This window comes from Paenibacillus stellifer (assembly GCF_000758685.1).
Taxonomy (GTDB): domain Bacteria; phylum Bacillota; class Bacilli; order Paenibacillales; family Paenibacillaceae; genus Paenibacillus_AQ; species Paenibacillus_AQ stellifer.
Genome location: NZ_CP009286.1, coordinates 5,465,069 through 5,491,445, shown reverse-complemented (window position 1 = coordinate 5,491,445; position 26,377 = coordinate 5,465,069). Strand labels below are relative to the sequence as shown.

25 protein-coding genes are annotated in these 26,377 nt (G+C 55.6%); 19 read left to right on the top strand and 6 right to left on the bottom strand.

Annotated elements, in window-relative coordinates:
- Window positions 1–75: 75 nt before the first annotated feature.
- From PSTEL_RS25130 to PSTEL_RS25095, 8 genes are all read left to right on the top strand, one after another.
- Window positions 76–1,200 carry a copper amine oxidase N-terminal domain-containing protein gene (locus PSTEL_RS25130; RefSeq protein ID WP_038699615.1) on the top strand — a complete coding sequence of 375 codons (1,125 nt, stop codon included), beginning with the start codon at window positions 76–78 and terminating at the stop codon, window positions 1,198–1,200.
- A 236-nt stretch (window positions 1,201–1,436) separates the two neighbouring features.
- Window positions 1,437–1,652 (top strand): hypothetical protein, encoded by a 216-nt coding sequence (locus PSTEL_RS25125; RefSeq protein ID WP_156995962.1) that lies wholly within the window; start codon window positions 1,437–1,439, stop codon window positions 1,650–1,652.
- Between the two features lie 70 nt (window positions 1,653–1,722).
- Window positions 1,723–2,439, top strand: a complete 717-nt coding sequence (locus tag PSTEL_RS25120) for a hypothetical protein (protein WP_038699613.1) — start codon at window positions 1,723–1,725, stop codon at window positions 2,437–2,439.
- A complete protein-coding gene (locus tag PSTEL_RS25115; protein ID WP_038699611.1) occupies window positions 2,436–3,650 on the top strand; it encodes a glutathionylspermidine synthase family protein in 1,215 nt (404 codons plus the stop codon). The genes PSTEL_RS25120 and PSTEL_RS25115 overlap by 4 nt, the downstream gene beginning before the upstream one ends.
- Complete coding sequence (locus PSTEL_RS25110; RefSeq protein WP_038699609.1) at window positions 3,634–4,296, top strand: hypothetical protein; 663 nt, start codon at window positions 3,634–3,636, stop codon at window positions 4,294–4,296. The genes PSTEL_RS25115 and PSTEL_RS25110 overlap by 17 nt, the downstream gene beginning before the upstream one ends.
- On the top strand, window positions 4,293–4,685 hold the full coding sequence (locus PSTEL_RS25105; RefSeq protein WP_038699607.1) for a DUF350 domain-containing protein: 393 nt from the start codon (window positions 4,293–4,295) through the stop codon (window positions 4,683–4,685). The genes PSTEL_RS25110 and PSTEL_RS25105 overlap by 4 nt, the downstream gene beginning before the upstream one ends.
- Before the next feature lie 58 nt (window positions 4,686–4,743).
- On the top strand, window positions 4,744–5,736 hold the full coding sequence (locus tag PSTEL_RS25100; RefSeq protein WP_052099374.1) for a potassium channel family protein: 993 nt from the start codon (window positions 4,744–4,746) through the stop codon (window positions 5,734–5,736).
- 199 nt (window positions 5,737–5,935) lie between these two features.
- Window positions 5,936–6,187: a type B 50S ribosomal protein L31 gene (locus tag PSTEL_RS25095; RefSeq protein ID WP_038699603.1), complete on the top strand. Its 252-nt coding sequence runs from the start codon at window positions 5,936–5,938 to the stop codon at window positions 6,185–6,187.
- A gap of 150 nt (window positions 6,188–6,337) precedes the next feature.
- On the opposite strand, the gene PSTEL_RS25090 is transcribed toward PSTEL_RS25095, so the two are convergent.
- Window positions 6,338–7,222, bottom strand: a complete 885-nt coding sequence (locus PSTEL_RS25090) for a tetratricopeptide repeat protein (RefSeq protein ID WP_052099021.1) — start codon at window positions 7,220–7,222, stop codon at window positions 6,338–6,340.
- Between the two features lie 16 nt (window positions 7,223–7,238).
- Entirely contained in the window at window positions 7,239–7,508 is a 270-nt protein-coding gene (locus tag PSTEL_RS25085) for a hypothetical protein (RefSeq protein WP_281176795.1), read from the bottom strand.
- A gap of 259 nt (window positions 7,509–7,767) precedes the next feature.
- Between PSTEL_RS25085 and PSTEL_RS26570 the strand changes: the two genes are divergently transcribed.
- The 6 genes from PSTEL_RS26570 (at window position 7,768) to PSTEL_RS25055 (ending at window position 12,887) form a co-directional block, all read left to right on the top strand.
- Complete coding sequence (locus PSTEL_RS26570) at window positions 7,768–9,327, top strand: sensor domain-containing diguanylate cyclase (RefSeq protein WP_052099011.1); 1,560 nt, start codon at window positions 7,768–7,770, stop codon at window positions 9,325–9,327.
- Between the two features lie 88 nt (window positions 9,328–9,415).
- On the top strand, window positions 9,416–9,694 hold the full coding sequence (locus PSTEL_RS25075; RefSeq protein ID WP_038699601.1) for a hypothetical protein: 279 nt from the start codon (window positions 9,416–9,418) through the stop codon (window positions 9,692–9,694).
- 298 nt (window positions 9,695–9,992) lie between these two features.
- On the top strand, window positions 9,993–10,625 hold the full coding sequence (gene hxlA / locus PSTEL_RS25070; RefSeq protein WP_038699599.1) for a 3-hexulose-6-phosphate synthase: 633 nt from the start codon (window positions 9,993–9,995) through the stop codon (window positions 10,623–10,625).
- Window positions 10,626–10,631: 6 nt separating this feature from the next.
- Window positions 10,632–11,189, top strand: a complete 558-nt coding sequence (hxlB, locus tag PSTEL_RS25065; RefSeq protein ID WP_038699597.1) for a 6-phospho-3-hexuloisomerase — start codon at window positions 10,632–10,634, stop codon at window positions 11,187–11,189.
- Window positions 11,190–11,329: 140 nt separating this feature from the next.
- Complete coding sequence (locus PSTEL_RS25060) at window positions 11,330–11,719, top strand: winged helix-turn-helix transcriptional regulator (RefSeq protein WP_038699595.1); 390 nt, start codon at window positions 11,330–11,332, stop codon at window positions 11,717–11,719.
- A 28-nt stretch (window positions 11,720–11,747) separates the two neighbouring features.
- Window positions 11,748–12,887: an NADH-dependent flavin oxidoreductase gene (locus PSTEL_RS25055; protein WP_038699593.1), complete on the top strand. Its 1,140-nt coding sequence runs from the start codon at window positions 11,748–11,750 to the stop codon at window positions 12,885–12,887.
- 164 nt (window positions 12,888–13,051) lie between these two features.
- Here PSTEL_RS25055 and pepT read toward each other — a convergent pair whose 3' ends face one another.
- From pepT to PSTEL_RS25035, 3 genes are all read right to left on the bottom strand, one after another.
- Window positions 13,052–14,284 (bottom strand): peptidase T, encoded by a 1,233-nt coding sequence (gene pepT, locus PSTEL_RS25050; RefSeq protein WP_038699591.1) that lies wholly within the window; start codon window positions 14,282–14,284, stop codon window positions 13,052–13,054.
- A 638-nt stretch (window positions 14,285–14,922) separates the two neighbouring features.
- Complete coding sequence (locus tag PSTEL_RS25040) at window positions 14,923–15,933, bottom strand: LLM class flavin-dependent oxidoreductase (protein ID WP_038699587.1); 1,011 nt, start codon at window positions 15,931–15,933, stop codon at window positions 14,923–14,925.
- A gap of 295 nt (window positions 15,934–16,228) precedes the next feature.
- A complete protein-coding gene (locus tag PSTEL_RS25035; RefSeq protein ID WP_038699585.1) occupies window positions 16,229–17,206 on the bottom strand; it encodes a LacI family DNA-binding transcriptional regulator in 978 nt (325 codons plus the stop codon).
- A 445-nt stretch (window positions 17,207–17,651) separates the two neighbouring features.
- Between PSTEL_RS25035 and PSTEL_RS26565 the strand changes: the two genes are divergently transcribed.
- The 3 genes from PSTEL_RS26565 to PSTEL_RS25015 all read left to right on the top strand — a co-directional run bounded on the left by PSTEL_RS26565 (window position 17,652) and on the right by PSTEL_RS25015 (window position 22,335).
- Complete coding sequence (locus PSTEL_RS26565; RefSeq protein ID WP_052099010.1) at window positions 17,652–20,570, top strand: ABC transporter substrate binding protein; 2,919 nt, start codon at window positions 17,652–17,654, stop codon at window positions 20,568–20,570.
- Window positions 20,571–20,691: 121 nt separating this feature from the next.
- Window positions 20,692–21,399: a hypothetical protein gene (locus PSTEL_RS25020; protein ID WP_038699583.1), complete on the top strand. Its 708-nt coding sequence runs from the start codon at window positions 20,692–20,694 to the stop codon at window positions 21,397–21,399.
- A gap of 15 nt (window positions 21,400–21,414) precedes the next feature.
- Window positions 21,415–22,335 carry an HD-GYP domain-containing protein gene (locus tag PSTEL_RS25015; protein WP_038699581.1) on the top strand — a complete coding sequence of 307 codons (921 nt, stop codon included), beginning with the start codon at window positions 21,415–21,417 and terminating at the stop codon, window positions 22,333–22,335.
- Window positions 22,336–22,398: 63 nt separating this feature from the next.
- Here PSTEL_RS25015 and PSTEL_RS25010 read toward each other — a convergent pair whose 3' ends face one another.
- On the bottom strand, window positions 22,399–23,085 hold the full coding sequence (locus PSTEL_RS25010; RefSeq protein ID WP_038699579.1) for a Crp/Fnr family transcriptional regulator: 687 nt from the start codon (window positions 23,083–23,085) through the stop codon (window positions 22,399–22,401).
- A gap of 178 nt (window positions 23,086–23,263) precedes the next feature.
- On the opposite strand from PSTEL_RS25010, the gene hcp reads away from it, so the two are divergent.
- Both hcp and PSTEL_RS25000 read left to right on the top strand, forming a co-directional pair.
- Window positions 23,264–24,919: a hydroxylamine reductase gene (gene hcp, locus PSTEL_RS25005; RefSeq protein ID WP_038699577.1), complete on the top strand. Its 1,656-nt coding sequence runs from the start codon at window positions 23,264–23,266 to the stop codon at window positions 24,917–24,919.
- A gap of 277 nt (window positions 24,920–25,196) precedes the next feature.
- Window positions 25,197–26,252 (top strand): Atu2307/SP_0267 family LLM class monooxygenase, encoded by a 1,056-nt coding sequence (locus PSTEL_RS25000; RefSeq protein WP_038699575.1) that lies wholly within the window; start codon window positions 25,197–25,199, stop codon window positions 26,250–26,252.
- Window positions 26,253–26,377: the final 125 nt, after the last annotated feature.

Here is a 26,377-nt window from a genome sequence, read left to right as displayed (position 1 = left end):
GTTGCCCCGAAACTTTTTCCTGAAATTTCCGTCTATGCTGATGATAGAGTTGCAGGCAAAGGAGATGGCAGGTTGATGAAAGCAAGAAGACTAACGGCCGCCTTGCTGGCCGCGGCACTTGCGCTTGGGGCAGGAGAGGCTTACGCGGCGGGATCGGCGCCGATTTTGCTGAATTATAAAAATTTGGGTTTGTCAGAGAAAGCGAAGGTATCTGCGGGAGTTACCTGGGTTCCGTTAAAGGCTCTTGCCGCGGATATGGGATATTCGGTGGTCTGGAATCCATCTGCGAAAATGGTGGTGCTGACTCGTCCGGACCGTCAGATCACATTGATGGCAGGGTCCCAAGAGGCCAAGGTGAATGGAGCGGCGGTGAAGCTGGCGCAGCCATTCCGCAATGATGCGGGAGTTCTGAGCGTGCCTCTTGTCGGCGGCGCGGTTCTCCTGGGCGGCAAGGTGTGGCGCGATCCGGCAAGCGGAAATTTGAACATTCTCGATGCACCCCGTTATGTGACAGCGGCGGCATCCGGAACGGTCTACTGGGTGTCCCAGCAGTCGGGCGAGGTGTATGTATCGAGTGGCGGGGAGCCCAAGCTGGCCGGCAAGCTTCCGGTCAAGGCTTCTTCGTACTTGCATGGACTGGAAATCCGAAGACTGTCTGGGACGGTTAATCTGCTGACGCTCAGCGACAATCATTACGCCATGTTCACGAATTTCAGCAATGTGTATCAGGCGGTCATTCAGGGCGGGGTCATCACGCTGCAAAAAGACTACCATCTCTCCATGTCGGCTTACGACTTGAAGCTGGCCGTTCCTTCAACGCAAACATTCCTCCGGGATGGGGAAAGCGTGCAATATCTGGGTAAAGACGGCGCTCCGGGCAAAGCCTACGATATACTTGGTCTTACGGGCAGCACCGGCCAGTTCACTGTTGAATACGCCGCTCCCGACGCGCTGGTGGTTCGCCTCGTCGATAACGCGCATCTGTATGTGATCGATCCGTCAACGGATAAGGCCGTCAATTTGACCAAGGAGCTGACGGAGCCGGAAGATTGGAGAGATTGGGAGCATTCCGACGGGTGGGATGTGTATGTGCTGCAGCGCATGCTGACATTGAAGAAGCGGGAAGGGGATGTGCTGACCTTTACCTACGGATCTTTCACCAACGATACGGTGTGGAAAGTCACCTATAAGTTGAAATAAGCTGAAGCCATAAGGGCTTTGACGGAACCGCGGGCTTGCGGCTGGCTCGCGGTTTTGTCATGTAATAAAAGGATAGAAGCATAACTATGAAAATCATTGCTTCCAGGCAGGGGAACCATTATTCTGTTATGGGAAGCTTTTACAATGACAGAAGCGTCATTCTGAAACATCGAATGCTCTCCATCCGTATGAACACGAAGAATGCACCGATTACAATGAAAAGGCGGGGAAAGACTTTGGATAACGGAATGAGCGTCATTTTATATGAGAAGATGCAGGACGGCGAGCTGAACCGGATTGAGGAACGCCCCTGGAGCGCAGCGATGATCGCCGCTTTGGAGCATGTGAACTATCTGGTTGTAGCTGGCCGCGAATTCGAGACTGTTGAGGGACGCCTCAATCTGGACGAAGGCAAGCTTGAGCTTCTGCTAGTTCCGATGCGGACGGAATAATCCGTTCGAGCTGTGAACGTAACGTATTCGGTCAATTAATGAAAGATCCGATTTAAAGGAGGCGCCCGTTTTGGGTAGAGAACAGCAACCTGAGAATGAGAAGAAAGAGAGCAGGGGCTTCGATCCTGCCAGCAAGCCGGTTAAGGCGCTGTCGACATCGCTCGGCGTCGCATTGTTGGCGAACGCGCTGTTTGTTCCGGCGCCGCCAGCCAATGCGAGCAGCGGATCAGCGGATGAGCCGAAGCTGGTATCCTGGTCCACGGAGGAAGTCAAAGCGTATTTTGACCAATACGTGGATTGGAACATCCCGTATCCGGAGGATACGGGGGGAGAGACGGCCCAGCCTACGGCGTCGCCGGGCGTAAGCACGTCGGGCGGCACGACCGTCATCAACAATTACGGCGGCTACAACTCCGGCTTCGGCTGGGACGATCTGCTGCTGTATCATTTTCTGTTCAACAGCGGCTCAAGCTATTCGCCAAGCCGGTGGTATGACGGACGTCCGACGTATTACGGCGGAACCCGCACCGTCTACAAGCCGCGTACTTATGACAGCACCAAATTCCAGAACAAGCCGGTAACGGGGTCTGTAGTGAAGCCCAAGACGTCAACCTCCACGACCGGCACCATTACGAGACGGAAGACTTCCTCGTCGTCGGGCGGGGTTGGCGGAACGTCCAGCGGCCTCGGCTCCAGCTCATCGAGCTCCAAGTCATCGAAATCCTCCAAGTCGAGCTCAAGATCAAGCTCCCGTTCGAGCTCCAAGAGCAGCGGTTTCGGCGGATGACAAGGCCTGTATTTGAATGGATCGGCCATCAGGGAGGCGGCCGCGAGGAAGCGGTGGAGAAGCTCGGGGAGATGGGCTTCACCTGGGCCGATCTTGAAGACGAGGAATACTGGCTGGACGGCGTTGCGGTCATGCGCGGAGATGTCTATGAGGAGCTGTATCGGGCCTCCGGGCGTTTGTGGAACGTGCTCGACAAGGCCGCCCGCTATGTGCACGGACGCCATGATCTGTACAGTCTGATTGGCATTCCGGAGGTGCTGTGGGAGATGCTTGATCTGATCCCGATTCCGTCCGAGGGACTGATCAGCCGGTATGCCCGGTTTGATTTTGCCGTGTCGGATGAAGGCGTAATCAAGCTGCTGGAGCTGAACGCGGACACACCGACAGGTTACGTGGAAGCGTCGATCGCGACGCCCTGGGTGTGTCAGAGAGAAGGCGTGCCCACGGTTAACGGGGGAATGCCAGAGCAGGTTGCGGCCGCTTGGGGTGAAGAGTTGCCCGATACCGCGGCTTGCGTCGATTATGGCACTCATCTCGAGGATTCGGGCACGATTGAAGCACTGGTCCGCCACAGCGGTCTCGATATTGCCTGCGTGGACTGTCTGGAGCTGACCATTGACGATGGGGTCGTCAAGGACGGTCAGGGCCGCGTCATTGAGCGGATGTTCGCGCTGTATCCGAAGGAGTGGATGGCCGTCGATGAAGGCGGCGATGCGCTGGCTTATTCGGTTGAGACCGGCCAGCTGACGCTATTCAACAATCCCCATAGCATTCTGCTTCAGTCCAAGGGACTGATGGCCGCGGTATGGGGGCTGTATGAGCTCGGCCTGCTGTTCGACGCCGAAGACCGCGAAGCGATTGAGAACTACATGCTTCCGACTTATAACAAGCCGGTCTTCTCCGGGAACTTCGTCTCCAAGTCGATGTTCGGCCGCGAGGGCGGCTCCGTCCGGCTCTACGACCCTGCGGGAAGCCTGGAGCTGGAGGATGAAGACGGATTCGACAGCAGCGCGCTGTTTCCGTCCGTGTACCAGAAGCGGGCGGAGCTGGCGAGAATCGGGACGCCGGAAGGCGAGCTTCATCTGTTGACCGGCATGTTCGTGATCAACGGGAAGCCGTGCGGCCTGCTGGGCCGGGGCGGCGGACCCATTACCGGAAATACAAGCCACTTTATTGCCATGGGAGTGAGACCAATTGCGCAAGAACTCTAGCAAGACGGCTGCGCGGCGCGGCCGGAGCCTGCGTCTTGTCCTGCTGCCGCTGCTGATCGCAGCGGTGCTGGGCCTGACCGCCTGCTCCAATAATCCGGACAGCGTCTTCTCCACGAATCCGAATGCCGATACGACGAGTGATGTGGCGCGCGTTCCGTGGGATTACCGGGTCGTGGAAGGCACAGTCGGGGATCTGGTCGGCAGCGACATGACGATCCTGCCCGACAACGAGCTGCTGCCCAACGACAACAACTATGCCACGGGCGACAAGGTATGGACGCTTCAATATATGGATGCCGAAATGACGACGGACGCCGACCAGAAGAACACGGTTAAGCTGTCGGCCTGGTCCACGATCAAATCGTACAAGGATCTGCAGTCGGCTACAGACGATCTGAAGAACCTGAAAGTATCAGTCACGACAGACGTCGACCTTGTCGGCGTGTACAAGACGGAGTACAAGGGCAAGACCCGGAACTTCGCTGTGGTGGAGCTGCCGTCGGGCAACCGGATCAAGCAGCCGATCGACGCCAAACGCTATACCGACATGGAGAAGAAGAAAGTGGTCTCCGTCGTGCTGGAAGAAGTTCATGATTTTGCGGACTACGATTTGGCTTATGCAAAATTTCGGGGGTGGGCGAAATGACGGATGTGATTAATATTCTGGTAAGTGTGGCAGTAATCATCGTTCTCCAGCTGGTCGGGATGCTCATATTCAGCTGGATGACACCGTTTAAGGATCTGGAAGAGCTGAAAAAAGGCAATACGGCCGTCGGCCTGGCGCTGGGCGGGAAGTTTCTCGCAACCGCCATTATTCTCGGCGTGGCGGCCTATACCAATACATCGATCTGGTTCATGGCGTTGTGGTTCGCGGTCGGGTATGTGTGCCTGGTGGCGGCATACTGGATTTTTGAACTGGTGACGATCAATTTCCGGGTGTCGGAGCAGCTGAAAGAAGGCAATGTGGCGGTCGGAACGCTGCTGTGCATGGTGTTTATCGGTACGGCCTTTGCGATCAGCAGTCTGATTATTTAAGCGGGATTCCCGGCGGGAGGAGAGCACCATTCATTTTTTGCTCAAGCTGTCCACAATTATGACGAATATCCGGAAACGAACGATCGGGCTGATTATCCTCCTGTTCGTCCTGCTCAGCGCGACGGCGGCTTACCTGCTCGAACCGGGAACTTTCGGCAATTGGTTCAATGCGTTCTATTGGGTCATGACGACTATGGCCACGGTGGGCTACGGCGACTTTTTCGCCAAAACCCATGCCGGTCAAATCTTCTCGATCTTTCTGTATATTTTTGGCATCGGGCTGCTCAGCCTGGTCATTGGCAAGGTCATCGATTCCATCGCGGAGATCGGGAGACAGAGGAGGGCGGGCAAGCTGTCTTATGTAGGAAGAAGTCATGTTATTCTTATTAACTGGAGCAAAAAAGCGCAGTCGGCGGTGGAGGAAATTCTCAGCTATAACCCGGACTGCCATATTGTGATCATCGACGAATCGGGCCAGCATCCGCTGGAGCAGCTGCGCCAGGTTCATTTCATCAGCGGCGACCCGTCCTCTGACGAAATTCTGGATAAGGCGGGCATCGCCCGGGCGCGGGCCGCGATTATCTTCGGCGATACGCGAATTGATGAGGCTTCGCTTGTCGACGGCAAGACGCTGCTGATCGCTTCGAGTATCGAGCGGCTGGCTCCGGACGTGCATACGACGGTGGAAATTCAGCAAGAGAAGAACGTGCAGAACTTCCGGCATGTCCGGGTCAATGATTTCGTGCTCTCCCACGACGCGGTCTCCCGCCTTGCCGTGCGGGCCGCGCTGCAGGAGGGGAACCCTGAAGTCATTGCGCAGCTGATCAGCCGCGCCCACGGCGATGACATTTACGAGGTTCCGGTCGACCGGTCGTGGAAGACTTATGAGGATGCTTTTCAGGCGCTGCTGCGCCAGGGCGCGACGCTTATCGCCGACCGGAATGATCTCGGGATCAACCGGCGGCTGGGCGATCCGATCCCGGAGCAGGCCCGGCTGTATGTCGTCTCGGATGAGGCAACCTACCGGAAGATTGCGGGACGGACGGTGTAGGCGGCGGTATGTTTTGCCGGAAATCCGGCCACAATGTTGAGAGGTTTGTTCAAATATAAGACTTTATAAGCTGTTGCTTATAATAGGTCTTCTATTTCTCGGTTAACGCACGGCGTCTAAAGGACGCCGTCAGGCGTTTATCCTTGCGTTTCAGGGTATATGATACTTGAGCTTCAATTAACGGAAAAGAGGGATAACCATGAGAGAAGGTATTCATCCGAAGTACAACCAGGTCATTTTCTACGACGCCAGCGCAGACTACAAGTTCCTTAGCGCCTCCACGAAGTCTTCGAACGAGACGATGGAATGGGAGGACGGCAATTCCTATCCGGTCATCCGGGTGGATTCCAGTTCCGCTTCCCATCCGTTCTACACCGGCAGACAGAAGAACATCGACACCGGCGGCCGGATCGACCGTTTCAATCAGCGCCTGAATCAGAAGAAGCAATAAGAGGAATAACGAAGGGACCCTTGCGATGCGGCGGCCGGACGGCTGCTGTGGCGAGGGTCCCTTTTTTAACAAAAAAACAAGCTTCGCGATTGAAGTCCTTATGCTTGAATATTCTTATGTATGTACAAACCTATGCAGATAAGACCGGGCTTACGAGATTTTGCGAAACAGCGACCGCCAGCCGAACACCTGCACCCGAACCATAAGCCTGGAGGCCCAGTGAGCCAGGACGTAGAGCAGCAGAAACAGCACCACTAACGGACGAAAGACGAGCCAGAGCACGATCCAGATCAGCAGGAACTGCCACCTCGCGAGCCGCTTCTTCACGACGAACGGCATCAGCAGCACCCGGTAGAACCAATATTTCTTCTGCAGGCTGCTCAAATATTCGGCCCGGATCTGCTCGTCGGCAGGGTCGATGCGGACCGCGTTCTTCATGAATTCGAGTTCCTTGCCGTAATCCCCTCTGCGGTTCGCTGCCCAGGCAAGATGCAGAAAGGTCTGGTCATCCTCGGGGTCCTGGAAGAGCGCCATGCCCTCCGAGGCGAGCGAGCTTTCGAAATCCCGGGAGTTGGCCCGAAGATAGCTGTCGGCCGCAAGGTACAGGGCCCGGTCCGGATTCAGCCGGAGCGCCTGGTCCAGCTCCTCTCTCGCTTCCTTGAGACTGCCTTTCTTGTGATAAAGATTGAATTTAAGAAACGGATAATGGCTCTCCAGGGGATCGATCCGCTGCGCCTCGACCACCGCCTCCATGAACAGCTTCTCCTCGCCCTGCGAATAGAGCGTAATGGTTCGCACGAACCAGGCGATGGGATTCTCGGGATCGCAGCGCAGACTCTCGGACGACCAGTGCAGCGCTTGATCATAGCTGCCGGCCTTCAAGTGCACCTGGGCCAGCATCCCGTAGGCGTCGGAGTTCTCAGGGTCTTCCGCGATCCAATTCTCGGCTTCGCGGATCGCTTCCGGGAAGCGGCGCCAGTTCATCAGCTGGTAGACCCGCACACCATGCAGAGCACCCGATTCACTCGTATTCACGGACATCACCGCCTGTTCATTTGATTCGGTGGGTCTTCGCGTAGTCGAGCACCTGCTCGTAATCTTTGTTGATGTCGCTGAATGTTGCGTAATTCTTCGCCGTCGAGAACCAGTCCAGCGTTGTCGGCTTGCGTCCGGCGATGCTCGCCTTCATGTCGTTATCGGTAATCGGCTGGATGCTTCCCGATTCGAGAGAGCGCTCGATCGCCTTCTCCACCGCGTCCCTTACGATCTGCTCCAGATCGGCGCCGGAGAAATGCGTAGTCATATCGGACCACCGCTTCAGGCTCAGCTTCTCCTGCGGCTTGCCCGCCAGCTTGAGGCCGAGAATCAGCTCCCGCTCCGCCGCTTCTGGAGGCGGAACGAACAGAAGATGGTTGAACCGGCCCGGACGGCGCAGCGCGGAGTATCACGCCCTTTCTCTAGTTCTTCATCATTATAAGCAATCAAAAAAAGAGACGCAATTTAATGAAGGCCAAGTTCAATTGTTGGAAGTTATAGGATATAATGAGTCGAAGCCATATAAAAAAATAGGAGAAATGTCCATGCCGTGGATGAAAGGATATCCGTACTACTTGTTGCTGGTTGGAATTATCAGCCTGTATATGGGAATTATGTCCTACCGGTTCAGAAGGCTGCCGGGCAGGCGTTATCTGTGGATTCTGCTGCTGCTGATCGGCCTCGCTCTAACGGGTGCTGCCGCGGAAATCATGGCTCCGATGTTCAAGCTTAAGCTATGGCTCCGAAATATTCAGCAGATTCCTTTGTTCCTGATCGACTTGTTCGCTTACGCCGCGGTGAAGAATTACACAGCTCCCTCGCACAGCATTTCCCGCAAAAGGCTCGCTCTGCTCGCTTCTCCGATCTTTCTCTACTTCCTTCTGATCTTTACCGATTCCTATCATCATCTGATGCGCAGCGCAGTAGGCATGGAGACCGTCGCCGGCATCAGCGGCATTTATGTGAAGCCGACGCTGCTCAGTATGGGACTTATTGCGTATGACCAGCTATTCAGCATGTACGCTGCCGTTCTGCTTCTCATTTCGCTGCTCCGCCTTCCCCGGGAACGGAGGAAGCCTCATATACCTGTTCTTATCGGCATGCTGATTCCGGTTGCCTGCATTGTGGCGAATCCGGCGCTGCATATTACGCTGCCTGGCTTCACCGCGCTTGTTATGCTCCCGGCGGTGGTTGCGATTTATTTCACAGTGTACCGCCGCTCGGCACTTAATATGGGGCCGTCTGTGACTGATTACGGGGAGAATAGCGCCAGCCAGGGAGTGGCCGTGATTGGCCCGGACGGAGGTATTGTCAGCGTGAATGAAACGGGAGAGCGGCTGATGAGCCGGGTATTCGGACCCGTATCGGGAAGCTGGGCCGGGCGGTCCCTCATTCCATATTTGCAGGAGCATCCTTCCCTTTTGACGAGCTTTAATGAGCGAAGAGGCGGGGAAATCAAGCTCCATATGGGCGAGAACGAGGATATATGCTGGGGCGTATCGCTGATCCCGCTGGGCGGCGAAGGCTTCGGGCAGGCTTCCATGCTGCTCATGCTGAAGGATTATAGCGATGAGAAGCGCCATGAGCGGGAGCTGAAGTACCAGGCCTCCATGGATGACCTCACCGGGCTGAGCAACCGGCGGCATTTCCTGAAGACATTCAATGCCTGGAAGGGTCCGGACGGCGACGGGCTTGCGATGCTGCTGATGGATATTGACGATTTCAAATTGGTGAACGACACCTACGGTCATTTGGCCGGCGACCAGGCGCTTATTTCCTTTGCCCGGAAGCTTCGGCATTTGTGCCGGAACGGAGCGTTCGCCGGACGCCTCGGGGGAGAGGAGTTCGCACTCTGTCTGCCGGCTTCAGGCAGGGAAGAGGCTATGGAGTCGGCGGAAGCGATTCGGCATGCGCTCGTCCCCCATAATGTAATGCTGGACGGGGGAAGACTGATACAGCTGACGGTCAGCATCGGTGTCGTCTATGCCGAGGAGCCCGATGCGCCCTTTGAGGAGTTGTACCGTCAGGCGGATCAAGCTTTATACATATCAAAGACAAACGGCAAGAATATGGTTACGATGAGCGGAGAATTTACCGCCTCCTGATTCCGGCGGGCGATCCTTGCGGCATGAACGGAACCGGCGCGGATTGTGATACAATGGGGCTGAGCCCAACAGGAAAGGATGAACCCCATTGAAAGAGCGCGTCAACGAGCAGGAGCTGATCACCTATATTGTGAAGGAGACGAAGGCGGATCCCAAGGCGGTAGCTCTGGTGCTGAAGCATGCTCAGGTCTTTATAAACGGTGCGAAGGCGAACGCCAAGGGCGAGGTCGATATCGACAGTGACGATCTGGTCGATTATGTGCTGAGCCGCCGCGACGTCAAGCTGGACGAAATTACCGTGGAGGACATACTGGAAGCGGAAATGGATTACTTGATGGACAAGGGGCTGGCGGGCTACCTGGATTAGGGTGAGTATCCGGCAGAACCATATGAAGCGCGGGTGCGCCCCTGGACAGGGGCTGCATTTCGATGCGTTGATAAAGTCCGGTTCATAGAATGAGCCGGGAATGAACGAGCGCATTGCGCAGAAGAGCCTGTTCCCTGTTTGGGGAGCGGGCTCTTTCAGGTTCACTCCTAACGCCCAATAGTATCCCCAGGGTAACTACGCCACGGCAAAGTGCCTACTTCCGTACGGGAAGCTTAGGCTCTACAATAAACTCCAACACAGCATTCAACATGCGTAAACGTAAAGGAGATAACATACAATGAAACTTCAACTGGCGCTTGATCTTGTAGATATTCCCGGAGCTAAAGAGGTAGTGGCCGAAGTGGCCGACCATATCGATATCGTAGAGATCGGCACACCGATCGTTATCAACGAAGGGCTGCATGCCGTAAAGGCGATCAAAGACGCGTTCCCATCCCTGACCGTTTTGGCCGATCTGAAGGTGATGGATGCCGGCGGTTACGAGGTGATGAAGGCGGCCGAGGCGGGAGCGGACATTATAACGGTGCTTGGCGTATCCGACAATTCAACGATCAAGGGCGCGGTGGATGAAGCGAACAAGTGCGGCCGCGAGGTTCTGGTCGATCTGATCAACGTGAAGGATATCAAGGGGAGAGCGGCGGAGGTCGATGCGCTGGGAGCGCACTATATTTGCGTGCATTCCGGGTATGATCATCAGGCCGAAGGCAAGAACTCCTTCCAGGATCTTAAGGCGATCAAGAGTGTGGTCAAGCATGCCAAAACGGCTATAGCCGGCGGCATCAAGCTGGAGACGCTGCCTGAAGTGATCGCGGCGCAGCCGGACCTTGTTATCGTAGGCGGCGGTATTACAAGCCTGACGGACAAGAAAGCCGCTGCCGCCGAGATGAAGCGCCTCGTGAGCCAGACGTAAAGGACTATGGAGACGGTTCGGTACACGCAGGAAATCATGAACGAGCTGGGGCGCTCAACTCCGCTTCTGAATGCGAAGGAGGCGGAGGCGCTGGTCGCGCTGGTGCAAGAAGCGGACAAGGTCTTTGTAGCCGGGGCGGGCCGTTCCGGGCTGATGGGCCGCGCCTTCGCCATGCGGCTCATGCATGCCGGTAAGGAGGTCTATGTGGTCGGCGAGACGGTGACTCCCGGAATCGGCGAAGGCGATGTGCTGGTTCTGGGATCGGGCTCGGGCGAGACCCGCAGCCTGATCGCTGTGGCAGAGAAGGCGAAATCGGCAGGGGCGAAGATTGCCGCGGTAACGCTGGCACCGGAGTCCACGCTCGGAAGGCTGGCCGATCTGGCCGTGAAGCTGCCGGGCGCTCCGAAGAGCCGAAGCGATGAAGGAAGCCTCACGATTCAGCCGATGGCCTCCCTGTTCGAGCAGACGCTGCTTCTCTTCTATGACTCGGTCATTCTTCGCCTGATGGAGCTGACCGGACAGACTTCAAGCCGGATGTTCGGCAAGCATGCCAACCTGGAATAGCTATTTGTATGAAGTGAAGAGCGAAGGATTTCATTAAGGAACGGCCTTCTCCTATCGGAGGGGGCTGTTCTTTCGCATTTTGCTTTGGACTTCGGCGGAGGTGTATCATAAAGGATAGACGAAGGGAGGCCTGCCTAGCTTTGGCGACAGACATCAGAGACCGCATCAACCTTAGAGAGATTAACTGCGAGAAGGAGCTAACGCTTGCCGTCATCGGAGGCAAATGGAAGCTCATTATTTTGTGGCATCTTGGCCTTGAAGGCACGAAGCGGTTCAGCGAACTCAAGAAACTAATTCCCCATATTACCCAAAAAATGCTGACCAACCAGCTTCGGGAGCTGGAGGAAGACCAGCTGGTCCTTCGACAGGTGTATGCAGAAGTGCCGCCGAGAGTAGAATACTCATTGACGGAGTACGGGCAGAGCCTGCTCCCGGTGCTTCGCATGATGTATGACTGGGGTAAGAACTACGGGGAGAAGGTAATCTGGAAGACTGATGATACGTCGGTCCGGTGCCGACCATCCAACTGATAGATTTGCGAGGAGGCAGAATCCAAAGATGACGGAAAGAACATTCCAAGAGCTATTGGAGCCCTACGCTTTCGCCAATGGGGCGGCTTTGAAGAACCGGGTAGTAATGGCGCCCATGACCAATTTTGCTGCGAATCCCGACGGAACGGTATCGGATGAAGAGCTCGCTTATTACGAGCGCCGATCAGGAGGCGTAGGCATGGTAATTACAGCCTGCGTGTATGTGTCGGCGGGAGGCAAGGGCTTCCCAGGCGAGTTCGGAGCGGATAAGGATGAGCTGATTCCCAGCCTGAAGCGGCTGGCGGACACGATCAAGGGCCAGGGCGCGAAGGCCGTGCTGCAGATTTTCCACGGCGGCCGCCAATGTCCGCCGGATCTGCTGCCGGACGGCCAGACGGTCAGCGCTAGCGCCGTGCCGGCGGAACTGCCGGGCGGGGGACAGGGGCCCGTGCCGCGCGAGCTGACTGATGCCGAAATCGAGAGCATCATCGCGGCTTTCGGCGAAACGACGCGCCGGGCGATCGAAGCCGGTTTTGACGGAGTAGAGATCCACGGTGCGAACGGGTATCTCGTGCAGCAGTTCTTCTCCCCGCATTCCAACCGCCGCGAAGACCGCTGGGGCGGCAGCCTGGAGAAGCGCCTGACCTTCCCGCTCGCCGTGCTGCGCGAAGTGAAGAAAGCCGCGGCGAAGCATGCCGGTCCGGAGGCGTTCATCGTCGGCTACCGCTTCTCGCCCGAGGAGCCGGAGACGCCAGGCATTACGATGGCCGAAACCTTTGCCCTGGTCGATGCGCTGACCGCGGAAGGGCTGGACTATCTGCATGTCTCTCTACGGGAATTCTGGTCACTCCCGCACCGGGGGACCGAGGATAAGCGTTCGCGGATCGAGCAGATTGTCGACCGCGCGGGCGGCAAAGCGCCGGTCATCGGCGTCGGCTCACTGTACAAGGCAGAGGACGCCGCTCAAGCGCTGAACAGCGGCGTGGCTCTTGTCGCGCTGGGCCGTCCATTGCTGATTGATCCCGACTGGGTGGAGAAGGTGGAGGCAGACCGTGCCTTGGACATTGAGACGGAGCTTGATCCTTCTGCGCAGGAACGTCTGGTTATTCCGAATTATCTCTGGGGCGCGATTACGAATACACCGGGATGGATGCCGGTCAAGGGCTAGAATATAGGCTGTTCTGATATAAGCCGATGCTTCGTCCGTTGACCCCATTCGTTCCATCGCGAATAAACGGCAGAAGCCTCACTCTTCGATCTGCGAAGAAGGAGGCTTCTTTGAGTTGGCTGCCGCAAATGGAGCCAGTCTGTGCCCATTTGACGGTAGATATTCTAAGCCTGGGCCTCGAATAGCTGCACGATTTCGACAATGACCTCGGTCGCCTTAACCATGGTGTCGGCCGAGATGTACTCATATTTGCCGTGGAAGTTCTCGCCGCCGGCGAAGATATTCGGTGTCGGCAGTCCCATATAGGACAGCTGGGAGCCGTCGGTGCCGCCCCGGATCGCCTTGACCACCGGTTCGATGCCGAGATTGGTCATCGCCTTATGCGCAATGTCGACAATGTGGCGGACAGGCTCGATTTTTTCTCTCATATTGAAATACTGGTCCTGGATCTCCAGCTCGATGCTCTTCTCGCCATAGGTCTGTCTGAATTCCTCGGCCAGGGTGTGCAGGAACGTCTTGCGTGCTTCGAACGAGGCGCGGTCGAAATCGCGGATAATATACGATAGGGTGCTTAGCGTCACACCTCCCTGGAAGGAGGCCAGATGATAGAAGCCTTCCCGTCCTTCGGTGAATTCCGGTGCCTCTCCGGCCGGCATCCGGTCCACGAAGGCGATCGCGACCTTCGCTGAGTTGATCATCTTGCCCTTGGCTGTACCGGGGTGGACGCTGATTCCATGAAAAACAACCTTCGCAACGGCTGCGTTGAAGCTTTCGTATTCCAGCTCGCCGAGCGGACCGCCGTCCATCGTATAGGCATACTCGGCGCCGAAGGCTGCTACATCGAACCGGTGCGGTCCCCGTCCGATTTCTTCGTCGGGGGTGAAGCCTACCCGGATCTTGCCATGCTTGATCTCCGGATGCTGCTTCAGGTAATTCATAGCCGTCATGATTTCGGCGACTCCCGCCTTGTCATCCGCGCCGAGCAGCGTGGTGCCGTCGGTTGTAATCAGGGTCTGGCCGACGTATCCGGCAAGCTCCGGGAAGCTCTTCGGAGAGAGCACAACGTTCAGCTTCTCATTCAGCACGATATTCCCGCCGTCGTAAGCGTCGACTACAAGCGGATTCACGCCGGCTCCTGTAGTCTCGGGGGCGGTGTCCACATGAGCGAGGAAGCCGATGACGGGAACCTCCTTCTCGGTGTTGGATGGAAGTGTGGCGAACAGGTAGCCGTTGTCGTCGATCGAAATGTCTTCCAGGCCGATTTCCGCCAGCTCGTCCGCAAGCTTCCGTACCAGCTCCAGTTGGCCCGGAGTCGTAGGGCAGGTCTCGAAATTCTCGTTCGCCTGTGTATCGACCTTCGCGTATGAAATGAATCGCTCTATAACCTCTTGCTTCAAATTCTTCATCTCCTCTATGACTTCGTCAGCCCTTCTATTTTATCATGTTCAGGCCGGAAACCCTATTTGTGCAGGGTGGCGGAACAAGCAGGAGGGGCAGCGCCCGGAGACGGGACCATTAGGGATGAGGGCGGCAGATTCATCGCTTGACTTTAATCCTTTTGAAGATGATAAACAGGAGAATTACGGCTGCCAGTATGATCAGGACCCAGTTGTACCAGGCGCCCGCGACTTGCCGGAGAAAGATGTACGGTTGACCCGAGGCGGCGGACAGGGGAGTTTCAGAGGGGGCGGAAACGCTTGCGTTTCCTACAACGAACGACAGGGGTTTGACTGCGGCGGGCAAGCCGCTCGCCATGCAAGAGACCTCACAACCTAACATGAACTCGCTCAGCTTCCTTTCCCAAAGGAAATCTTCAAGGCTCCTTCCAAATGCGGACGCCCTTCCCAAAGCATCCTTCTGTTCTCTATTGCGAATTAATATAGTATAAAGTAAGGGAGCCGTACAATACTCCTTAGGGCCGGGCTATACGGGACAAAAGGGGGGGCAAGTGGTGTATATCGGTGTAACTCCATTAAAAAGTCCGGCTCCTGCGCAGGAGCCGGACTTGATCGGAATGAAACATACAAGGTTCGGGTCAGACAACCAGCACCTTGGATAAAATTTCATAGGAGCGGAGCCGTGCGTTATGATCGTAGATTTGCGAGGTCACGATCCACTCGTCCGCGTCCGTCTCCTCCAGCAACTGCTGCAGCCGATCCCGCACGGTATCCGGACTGCCGACGACAGCGTACTGCTGCCGGCCGAGGACGAGAGATTTCTCCATCGGATTCCAGAGCTCGTCCATGCTGTCTACCGGCGGCTTCAGCTTCCCCGGACGGCCGCGCACAAGACTAAGCGCCTGCTGCTGTCCGGAGGTAGCGAGCCGCTGTGCCTCCTCGTCGGTATCGGCGGCTACAACGTTCAGTCCGACCATGGCATACGGCTTCTCAAGCGTCTCCGACGACCGGAAGCCTGTGCGGTACAGGTGCAGGGCCGGAAGCAGATAATCCGGCGCGAAATGGCTGGCGAAGGCGAACGGCAGGCCGAGCCGGGCGGCAAGCTGGGCGCTGAAGCCGCTTGAGCCAAGCAGCCAGATGGGAATGTTCAGCCCTTCGCCCGGAACGGCCTGTACGCCCCGGGGACGACGGTCCGCTCCCTCGGGGTCGAAGTAAGCCCGAAGCTCCGCGAGCTGCTCGGGGAAGTCGCTGCCGTCGCTTCCGAAGCCCCGGCGGATTGCCCGCGAGGCGGGCTGGTCGGAGCCGGGCGCGCGGCCGAGGCCGAGATCGATCCGGCCGGGAAACAGCGACTCCAGCGTGCCGAACTGCTCCGCCACCATCAGCGGCGCATGGTTGGGCAGCATAATGCCGCCCGAGCCGACCCGGATGCGCTCCGTGCCTGCGGCCACATGGCCGATCACGACCGAGGTGGCCGAGCTTGCGATGCCGGGCATGTTGTGATGCTCGGCAAGCCAGAAGCGGTTATATCCCCAGCGCTCGGCATGCTGTGCGAGATCCAGCGTGTTCTTCAGCGAATCGGCAGCGGTGGCGCCTTCCACAATGGGAGCGAGGTCCAGCACGGAGACGGGTACATCATGAAGCTGTTTCATAGAAGACCTCCTGTATATCAGGTTTTATGGATTATTCAGCAGTATTCACGACTGCAACAAAACGCAGTACTGCGATTATATCATAACTTATCATCATTTACCTACTTTAAGTAAGAATAGGGAATCTCCCTGCCGGCACGCGAAAAAAGGACTGCGGCTTTCAGCCGTCAGTCCTTAATCGGGTCCGGATACTCTTTCCAGACGGTTCCATCCTTCAATCCCGCACACTTGCATTTCCACACGGACGCCTTCATGCCTTCATGTCTTCAGGGCTTGTGTGTCGAAGTCGCTGGCTTTACGCCGTGCCGCCTTCCACCAGCTCAACCGGAAACACATGCTCCATCTCCACCTGGCCGCCCTGCATTTGCCGGATGATGAGATCCACGGCGCGGCGTGCCATATCCGGAATCGGCTGCGCCACGGTTGTCAGGGAAGGCGAGAACAGATCCGTCAGCTTCACGCCGTCGTATCCGACAATTCTAATGTCGCCCGGAATTTTGCGTCCATGCTCCCGGCACACCTTGAGTGCATAGGCTGCGATCATGTCGCTGCTGGCAAAGATGCCGTCAATATCGGGATGCTCCTCCAGCAGGCGGGCGGTTAAGGGCCCATACTGCGGATAATGAAACACATCGACATCCGTATGGATTTCGATATGCGCAATTCCCCTCTTCATCGCAACCGCCTTGAAGGCGTCCAGGCGCTTTAGTGCCAGCAGATCGGGATGGGGGTGCCCGCCGATATGGGCGATTTTGCGGCATCCCTTGTCCGCGAGGAGCGTTGTCGCCAGCTCTCCGCCCCGGTAATTGTCGGAGCTGATATAAGGGATATCGTCCGATATCTGCCGGTCGAACGTTACGACAGGCAGGTGGATATGACGGTAATCCTCGACCTCCAGCGTATGGCTGCCCAGAATGATGCCGTCCACGCGACTGGAGCGGAGCATGTCGATGTATTCCGCTTCTTTCTTGCGGTCCAGAAGGGAGTTGCACAGCAGCAGCCGATAACCCTGGTTGTAGGCATACTCTTCAATATGGCTGATCAGTTCGCCGAAGAACGGGTTGGCCGCATTCGGAACGATCAGTCCAATGAGGTTCGATTTGGAGCGGCTGAGCGAACGGGCCAGCTCGTTGGGCCGGTAATGGAGCTCGTCCATGGCGTGGTAGACCTTCTTCTTGAGCTCCTCGCTTAAATAGCCGCGGTTGTTCAGCACGCGGGATACAGTAGTAACGGATACGCCGGCCCGTAAGGCGACGTCTTTGATCGTAGGCATCTCTAATCGCTCCTGTCACCGGGCTCTGTGCGCAGCGCCGCCCGGTCCTTGCCGTTATTCCAGTCCATTCTAACTTGGATGCTCTCCCTGTGTCCATAACCGCTAAGCTATCTTTCAAGTATGGGAAACGCCTGCGGACGGCGGCCAAGCGCAGACATTCGGCTGAGGCCTTCTTCAGGGCAATGGCCGGAATATACGCTTGACAGCAGGGATGGCTCGCTGTACACGCTGTATAAAAAGAAGAATTTGTCTATAAATTTTCAAGCTTTCTTCCGACAATAGAAGGAGGGGAAATAGCTGGAAGCGAATCTATAAATGTCGAAAATTCCCGGTTGTCCTCCAGACGGAGGAAGGGATCTAAATAAGTGGGGTGTGCGCGATGGGTCTTGGGTCTGATCGTACAAGCAGGCGGCGAAGAGGTGTCGGATTAGTACTCTTGCTCCTTATGTTGCTCTGCATTACACCGAATACCGCTGCTGCTTCCGATGCTCCTGCGCAGAATGTGCTGGTCCTTCACTCTTACCATAAAGGCTTTGAGTGGACGGACGATCAGAATGACGGACTGGTGGACCGGCTGGAACAGGCGAAGACGGTTCCCGTTATTTATATCGAGTATTTGGATTGGAAACGGTATCCGAGCAAGGAGAACCTGGAGCGCTTCTACGAATTGGTCAAGGGCAAATACGCGGATGTTCGTATCGATGTCATCGTGACAACGGACGATGCCGCTTTGGATTTTGCGCTTAAGTACCGGCATGAGCTGTTTAACGATGCGCCGATTATTTTCAGCGGTGTCAACGAGGTCAGCTATTCCAAGCTTCCGGCCCATAGTAATCTGACCGGCGTCATTGAGAATTTACCGACAGCCGAGACGGTTAAAATGGCGCTGTACATTAATCCTGCTATTCGAAACATTTATTTGATTTTTGATAATTCCGAGAGCGGTCTGTCAACAGGAGAAATGGTCGAAAGCCAGATCAAGGCGCTGAATCCCGATCTCCATATTTATCCGATGAACCGGTTGTCCGGCGAGGAGATGAAGAGAAGGGCGGCATCGCTCGGTTCGGACAGCATTCTGCTGATGACAACTTATTACAGTGACGCCACGGGACGAATTATCGAATTCGACCGGATGTCGAGCGAGCTTGCCGCAGCCAGCGCCGTTCCGGTCTATCATACTTATGATTTCGGTTTGAATCACGGAGCGTTCGGCGGAAGCCTCCTCAGCGGCAAGCTGCAAGGAGAGAAGTCCGGCAATCTCGCGCTGCGTGTGCTTGGGGGAGAGAACCCCGAGAGCATTCCAGTCTCCTACGCCGGGACAAGCCGCGACGTGTTCGATTATAACGAGCTGACGAAGTTTCACGTTTCGCTGAAGAGCCTCCCTCCGGGCAGCGAGGTGGTCAACCGGCCTTTCTCATTCTATGAGACCTATCGGACGCTTGTCCTGACTCTGATTGCGGTGTTCGCCGCGCTGCTCATCTTTATTCTGCTTCTGCTGATTCATGCCGGAATCATCCGCAGAATCCGCAAGCAGCTGACAGCCAGCAACGAGCGATTCAGCCTGGCGGCTTATGGAGCCGATTCGGTCATCTGGGATTTCGATATGACGACAATGACCTATTATTTCTCGGACCGGTGGTATGAACTGCTCGGCTACCAGCCAGGCGAACTTGAAGAAGCCCATAGAGGCTGGACGCCTATTCTTCACCCCGAAGACCTTGAGGAGGATGAGCAGCAGCGCAAGGACCATCTGGAAGGCAGAAGCGCTTACTACTATTGTGAATCCCGGTTTCGCTCCAAGTCCGGCATCTATTTGTGGTTTCAGACGAGGGGCAGGGTGCTGCGCAATGAGGCGGGTGATTTCATCCGGTTCGCCGGTTCCATGACCGACATCACGGACCGCAAGGGCTTTGAGAGCAAGCTGCAGGTCAGCTATCAGGAGCTGGAAATGACTTATGAGGAGCTGACCGCTCTGCAGCAGGAGCTGATGGAGCAGTATAACAAAGTGGTCGAGAACCAGGAACTGCTGCAGGCGAGCGAGGAGAAGTATCGGATTCTGGCCTACAACGACGAGCTTAGCGGGCTTCCGAACCGTCTGTCGCTGGCCGAGGAGCTGAAGGATTTTATCGACGAGTCTCCGGATGCCGGAGCGGCGCTGTTTTTTATGGACGTCGACAATTTTAAATATATCAACGACAGCATGGGGCATACGTTCGGCGACCGGCTGTTGATGCAGGCCGGAGAGCGGTTAAGGAAGCTGGATCTCGGAACGACGAGGCATTACCGGTTCGGCGGCGATGAATTTGTGATCTTCCTGAAGAATACGGCATCCCCGGAGCAGACGGTGTTCTATGCCGAAGCGCTGGTTCAGAGCTTCAAGGAGCCGTTCCAGCTCGGAGACAGCACCATTCATGTCTCGGTAAGCGTCGGAGTTGCCCAGTATCCGAAAGACGGCACAACCGCCGAAACACTGCTCAAGAATGCCGACATCGCCATGTATAAAGCGAAGCAGGCGGGCAAAGGCACCTATATTTTATACGGAAAAAGCATGCAGCAGCATTTCGACGAGCGGGTGGTGATCGAGAAGCATCTGAGACATGCGATCGACAATGGAGAAATGTCTCTGCATTACCAGCCGCAAGTGAACGGGCAGACCGGAGAGGTATGGGGATTCGAAGCGCTGATCCGCTGGAACAGCCCGCAGCTCGGCTTCGTGTCGCCGCTCTCTTTCATCCGGATAGCCGAGGACTGCCGCCTCATTGTGCCGATCGGAGAATGGGTGCTGCGAAGCGCCTGCTGTTTCATTGCTGAATTGAACCGGAAGGGCTTTGGCCCGTGCCACATCTCGATCAATATTTCTGTTATTCAACTGCTGACGGATGATTTCACTGATATGGTGCTGTCCGTTGTGAAAGAGACAGGTCTGAACCCGCATGATCTTGAACTCGAAATTACGGAATCCGTCGTGATGGAATCTTTCGAGGAGATCAGCACAAAGCTGGAATTCCTGAAAGGCAAGGGCATTGGAGTGGCGCTGGATGATTTCGGAACAGGCTACTCTTCGCTCAGCTACCTGAGCCAGCTGCCGATTACAACGCTAAAGATCGACAAATCCTTCATCGACGGTGTCCCCGGCAGCGGGGACAGCATGCCGCTGGCCGGCTCCATTGTCGCTATCGGACATGATATGGGGCTGAAAGTAACGGCAGAGGGTGTGGAGACTGCGGATCAGCTGGACTTTCTTGATGAGGTAGGCTGCGACAAAATTCAAGGCTACCTGATCAGCCGCCCGATTCCGCAAGAGGAGGTGGAGGATTGGATGCGGAGATATGAACCGTGGACCGCAGATATGAGAAAAGTGTAGAGAATTTTCTAATTCTTTTGTCGAATCGCCTGATTCTTCCACGAATACGCTAGTAAAACGGCAATCGCCAATACTATAATGGATAAGAAAAATAATCCAACCAAAGAAAGGGTAATGTGAAATGCTTAAGAAGCTACTGACAAGCACTGCGCCCCTCATGCTGGTGCTCTTCCTGATCAGCGGGTCCGTATTTGCTTCGCCGGTATCAAGCAGCACAACCGAAGATCAACAGAAGGCACTGCAAATTATTGAGCAGGCCAACACTCAAATTGAAACCAAGATTGAAAATGCGGTAGCAGCAGCCGATATATTACAACAGAACTATTTGCAAGATATTAAGGCTATTGAAGAAAGCCAGGCCGCCAATCAGCTGAACGATAAGCTGGATGATCTGAACGTGAAGCTCGACAAGGAAAAAAATGCTTCCCAAAAAGCTCAGATCGCTGCCGAAGCCGCCGAGGTTCAGAACAAGCTTGATCAAGAGAACGCCAGCATTGCTGCTGATATTAAGGAAATCAAGGCCGCATCGGATGAAGTGGTTGCCCAAATGTTCAATGCACAAGGCAGCGGCTCCTCGCAGGTTCAGGCCAGCGTGAATGAACTGAATCAGACCGCTTCCGCACTGGATTCTCTGATTGCCGCAAGAACGAAGCAGTACACGACCGAGCTGGACAAGCTCATCACCGACCTCTATAACGAAACCCTCCAGATTGCCGATGACGCGATCGCACAGGCCGCCGAGCTTGGAGTAATCGCTGACCATTTCTGGAAGCTTGTGAAAATCGCCGACCGGGAAGTGTGGATCGATCCAATAAATGTAGTTTGGTAGAAAGGAACAAAACTTATGGGCCTTTATCTTGGGAAAAATGGAGAGAGCATTGAAACAGCCAGATATGATTCTTCCGATTTGTCTCTATTGGCTAGAGGTGATGGCTCTGAGGTAATTCTTCAAACTATACGCAATAACAAAATGTTTTACGTATATCCAAGTGATGATACAGAAACTATGGAGTTCTTTTACATACTTGAGGGTGAGTGCATCTATAAGAGCAAAGAGAAAGAAGTCACTTTAAAGCAAAATGATTATTTCTATGTAAAGGATCTGCAAGAAGCGGTGTTTTTCACGCCTACAACCGATATGAAACTGCTATGGTACACGACCAAGCCTGCTTTTTATCTGGTTAGCAACAGAGTAGTAGCTTTGGCTGAGGTTGTTAAACAGGTTGAGGAAAAGGATAATTATACATTTCATCATAGCGTCAGAGTACAGGAGCATTCCCTGCGAATAGCAAGAATGATCGTGCTTACCAAAGAGCAGCTGGAGAACCTATATCTGGCTACCATCTTTCATGACGTCGGCAAAATTTATACGCCTGAGGAAATCCTGAATAAGGAAGGTCGTTTGACGCCCGAAGAGTTCGATATTGTCAAACGGCATTCCTATGACGGTTATATGATTGTTAAAGAACGTTACAGTCTGGAAGTCAGTTTAATCATTCTCCAGCATCACGAACGACTTGACGGCTCGGGATACCCTTACGGAATCAAGGAGGACGAGATCCTGCTGGAGGCCAAAATTATCGGAATCGCCGATACCTTCGACGCCATGACCTCCGACCGTCCGTACCGCAAGGGGCTTCCTGCCGAAGTCGCGATGGACGAGTTGAAGCGGCTATCAGGCATCCACTATGATGCCGAACTGGTTCGTCTGTTTGAAAAAGCATTGATCGCCGATGGCCTGCTCGAGGCCACGGAAGAAGAATGACCCCCCCGAGTCGGGCGGGTCATTTTTTATATGCAGGCCGCTCCGCACCGGTGCAGCACGCTCCTATCTGCCCGTGTCCAGCAGCTCCTTGAGCCGTTCCCGCTCCAGCAGCGTCACTGTGTTCCCTTTGAAGGCGATCCAGCCGTTGTCGCGCATGATGCCCATCTCCCGCGACAGGGAGGGCCGGGCCGCATTCAGATGCTCGGCCCACTGCTTGCGGCTGAACGGAAGGCGAACGCTGTCCGTTCCTTGCCGCTGAGCCAGCTGGAGCAGATGATGCGCGATCCGGCGGCGCAGCGGCCCCGCCGACAGCATCTCGATCTGCCGGTTCACCATGACAAGCCGCTCGGAGAGATTCTCCATGAACCGGGACATCATGTCAGTGTCCTCGGCGAACAGGCGCAGCAACTCCTGCTTGCCGATGAACATGACCGAACTGCGGCCTGATGACATGATGGTGGCGGGGTAGCGGTTATCTCTGCGGAACAGCACCGCCTCTCCGAACGTCTGCCCCTTGCCCAAGCGGGCAATCGTGATGCCCCCGCCTCCGGGCTGCAGCTTGTGGACTTCGACCTCTCCGGACAGGACGATGCCAAGCCGGTCTGCCGTCTCTCCCTCGCTTATGATCATTTCGCCCTTGCGGCAGCTGCGGACAGAGAACCGCATCGTATCCAGCAGTCCGTTAATCTCATCCGGCGTCTTACCGCGAAAAAGAAGAGAGGTCCTCAGCACCTCCGCCTCCAGCTTCATCTGCAGCCTCCAATCCAAAGGCCGGTATTGTAATTGACAGGTTATCCGACTCTCAATTTTTTAAATAAACGGTAACATGCGTTACCGAATGTTTGGGGCCAGTCTACTACAATCGGTACAACAAGTAAAGATGCCGACAGAAACGACTTACCGCCAAATCAAAAGGAGTGGATAAACCATGAGCAGCATGTTCTGCTTTCAATGCCAAGAAGCCGCGAAAGGTACGGGCTGCACCATACAGGGTGTATGCGGCAAGACCGACGACGTCGCCAATCTGCAGGATCTTCTGCTGTACACGCTGAAAGGCATTTCCGTGTATGCGGCGAAGGGCCGCGAGCTTGGGGTAATCGATTTCGCATCGGAGCAGTTCATCGTCAAAAGCCTGTTCGCGACCATCACCAACGCCAATTTTGACCGCGAAGGCTTTATCGCCCGGGTTAGAGAGGGCTTGGCGATTCGGGAGCAGTGGAAGAACAGACTGGCCGGTTCCCTGGCTGCTATTCCGCTTGGAAGCCATGACGCCGTTCAGTGGTCGCTGGCGACCGATGCCGAGCTTGAGGACAAAGCGGCTCAGGTCGGCGTGCTGGCGACGGAGAACGAGGATGTCCGCTCCCTGCGGGAGCTGCTCACCTACGGCATCAAAGGGATGGCCGCCTATATGGAGCACGCTGCGGTTCTCGGTTATCACGACGCAGAGGCCCAAGCCTTCTTGGAGCGCGGCCTGGCCGCTACGCTGGACAATGGACTCACAGCGGATGAACTGGTCGGACTCGTGATGGAATGCGGCAAGCACGGCGTTACCGTCATGGCGCTGCTTGACCAGGCCAACACGGAGACCTACGGCAATCCGGAGATCACGAAGGTCAATATCGGCGTAGGCAGCCGTCCCGGCATCCTGATAAGCGGCCATGATCTGAAGGACATGGAAGAGCTGCTGAAGCAGACGGAAGGCACAGGCGTTGATGTGTATACACACAGCGAAATGCTCCCCGCCCATTACTATCCGGCTTTCAAGAAATACAGCCATTTTGTCGGCAATTACGGCAATGCCTGGTGGAAGCAGAATGAGGAGTTCGCGAGCTTCAACGGCCCGATTCTCATGACGACCAACTGTGTCGTGCCGCCGAAGGATAGCTACAAGGACCGGCTCTACACGACCGGCAACACAGGCTATCCGGGCGTGAAGCATATCGAAGACGGCAAGGATGGAGCACCGAAAGACTTCTCGGTGATCATCGAGCAGGCCAAGGCCTCCGAGCCTCCCGTGGAAATAGAGACCGGAGAGATTGTCGGCGGCTTCGCTCACGCAGCTGTAATGGGCGTGGCGGACCAGGTTGTAGAGGCGGTACAGACCGGGGCGATCAAGCGCTTCTTCGTCATGGCCGGCTGCGACGGACGGATGAAGAGCCGGAACTACTATACAGACTTTGCCCAGGCGCTGCCGAATGACACGGTCATCCTGACGGCAGGCTGCGCCAAATACAAGTACAACAAGCTCGACCTCGGCGATATTGGAGGCATTCCTCGCGTGCTGGATGCGGGCCAGTGCAATGACTCCTATTCACTGGTCGTCATCGCCTTGAAGCTGAAAGAGGTATTCGGTCTGGACGACATCAACGACCTGCCGATCAGCTACAACATTGCCTGGTATGAGCAAAAAGCCGTCATCGTGCTGCTGGCGCTGCTCTATCTTGGCGTCAAGAACATCCATCTCGGCCCGACGCTGCCGGCCTTCCTGTCGCCGAACGTGGCGAACATTCTGGTGGAGACCTTCGGAATCGGCGGCATTACGACCGTGGACGAGGATGTGGAGCGTTTCCTGTCGGTTGTGTAAGGAAGCTTATGCTGCAAGCCTAACCGCGTATGAAGTGATCCCTGCAAGTAGACAGCATTAATAAGCCATATATTAGCCTGAGTTCTGTTTTCATAGGGACTCAGGCTTTTTAACGTCCTGATTTCTATCCTAACGACTCTTGCATTGCAGAAATAATTTCTGAGTTTTTTTCGAATACTCCGCCGCATCCTCCAGGCCATGAAATTAAAATTTTGAATTCAAAAGTTTAAAGAGATAGAATGAAAGAATTACATAATCGCGTGGGAGGATTGTAAGAGTGGAACTTGGAATTAGCAGCTTTGTAGAAACAACTCCCGACGTTCAGACGGGTGAAACGATGAGTCATGCGCAGCGTCTGCGTGAAGTGGTGGAAGAGATGGTGCTTGCGGATGAGGTGGGACTGGATGTTTTCGGCGTGGGTGAGCATCATCGTCCCGATTTTGCCGCTTCCTCGCCGGCGGTGGTGATGGCGGCTGCGGCTGCATTGACCCGGCGCATCCGCTTCACCAGCGCGGTCACCATTTTATCCTCGGCCGATGCCGTCCGGGTATTTCAGGATTTTGCAACGCTTGACGGTCTATCGGGAGGACGTGCGGAGATCATGACCGGCCGCGGCTCGTTTCTGGAGTCGTTTCCGTTGTTCGGTTATGATCTGAAGGACTATGAGGAGCTGTTCGAGGAGAAGCTGGACCTGCTTCTGAAGCTGCAGCAATCGGAGCAGGTCGACTGGAGCGGCAGACACCGGCCCGCCATCCCGAATCTCGGGGTATACCCGAGGCCGGTGCAGAACCCCCTGCCGATCTGGATCGGCAGCGCCGGAAGTCCGGAATCCGCGGTCCGCGCCGGAGAGCTTGGATTGCCTTTTGCGCTGGCGATTATCGGCAAGGTGAATCCTTCCGATTACGCCGAGCAGGTGCGGCTCTATAAGGAAGCGGCGGCAAGGGCCGGACATGATGTTTCCCGGCTGCCGGTAGCGTCGCACTCGCATGGATATGTCGCCGAGACGAATGAAGAAGCACTGGAACAGTTTTTCCCTTCCACCTATGCCAGAACGAACGTGCGGGCAATCGAGAAAGGACTGCCGCCGTATCAACGTTCGGATTACGAGGCTGCCTGCCGTTTTGACGGCGCGCTCTATGTGGGAGATCCAATGACCGTCGCCCGAAAAATCATCCACCTGCGCAAGCATGTGGGGATTACGCGGTTTTTGCTGCACTTGCCGCATGGCACGATGCCGCACGCGGAGGTAATGAAGGCGATAAGGCTGTTCGGAACGAAAGTTGCGCCGCTTGTGCGGCAGGAGGCCCCGGATTGGGAACGTCTGAAGGGATAACCGACCGATAGCCTCACTTAGGAGATATATAGCGATGATCCGGCAATGACTTCCAAGCGGGAAATGGGCGCCTCTGGAGACGAGAGCTTGAAGACGGTAAGTAAAGCTGACAAAGCGGGTACACC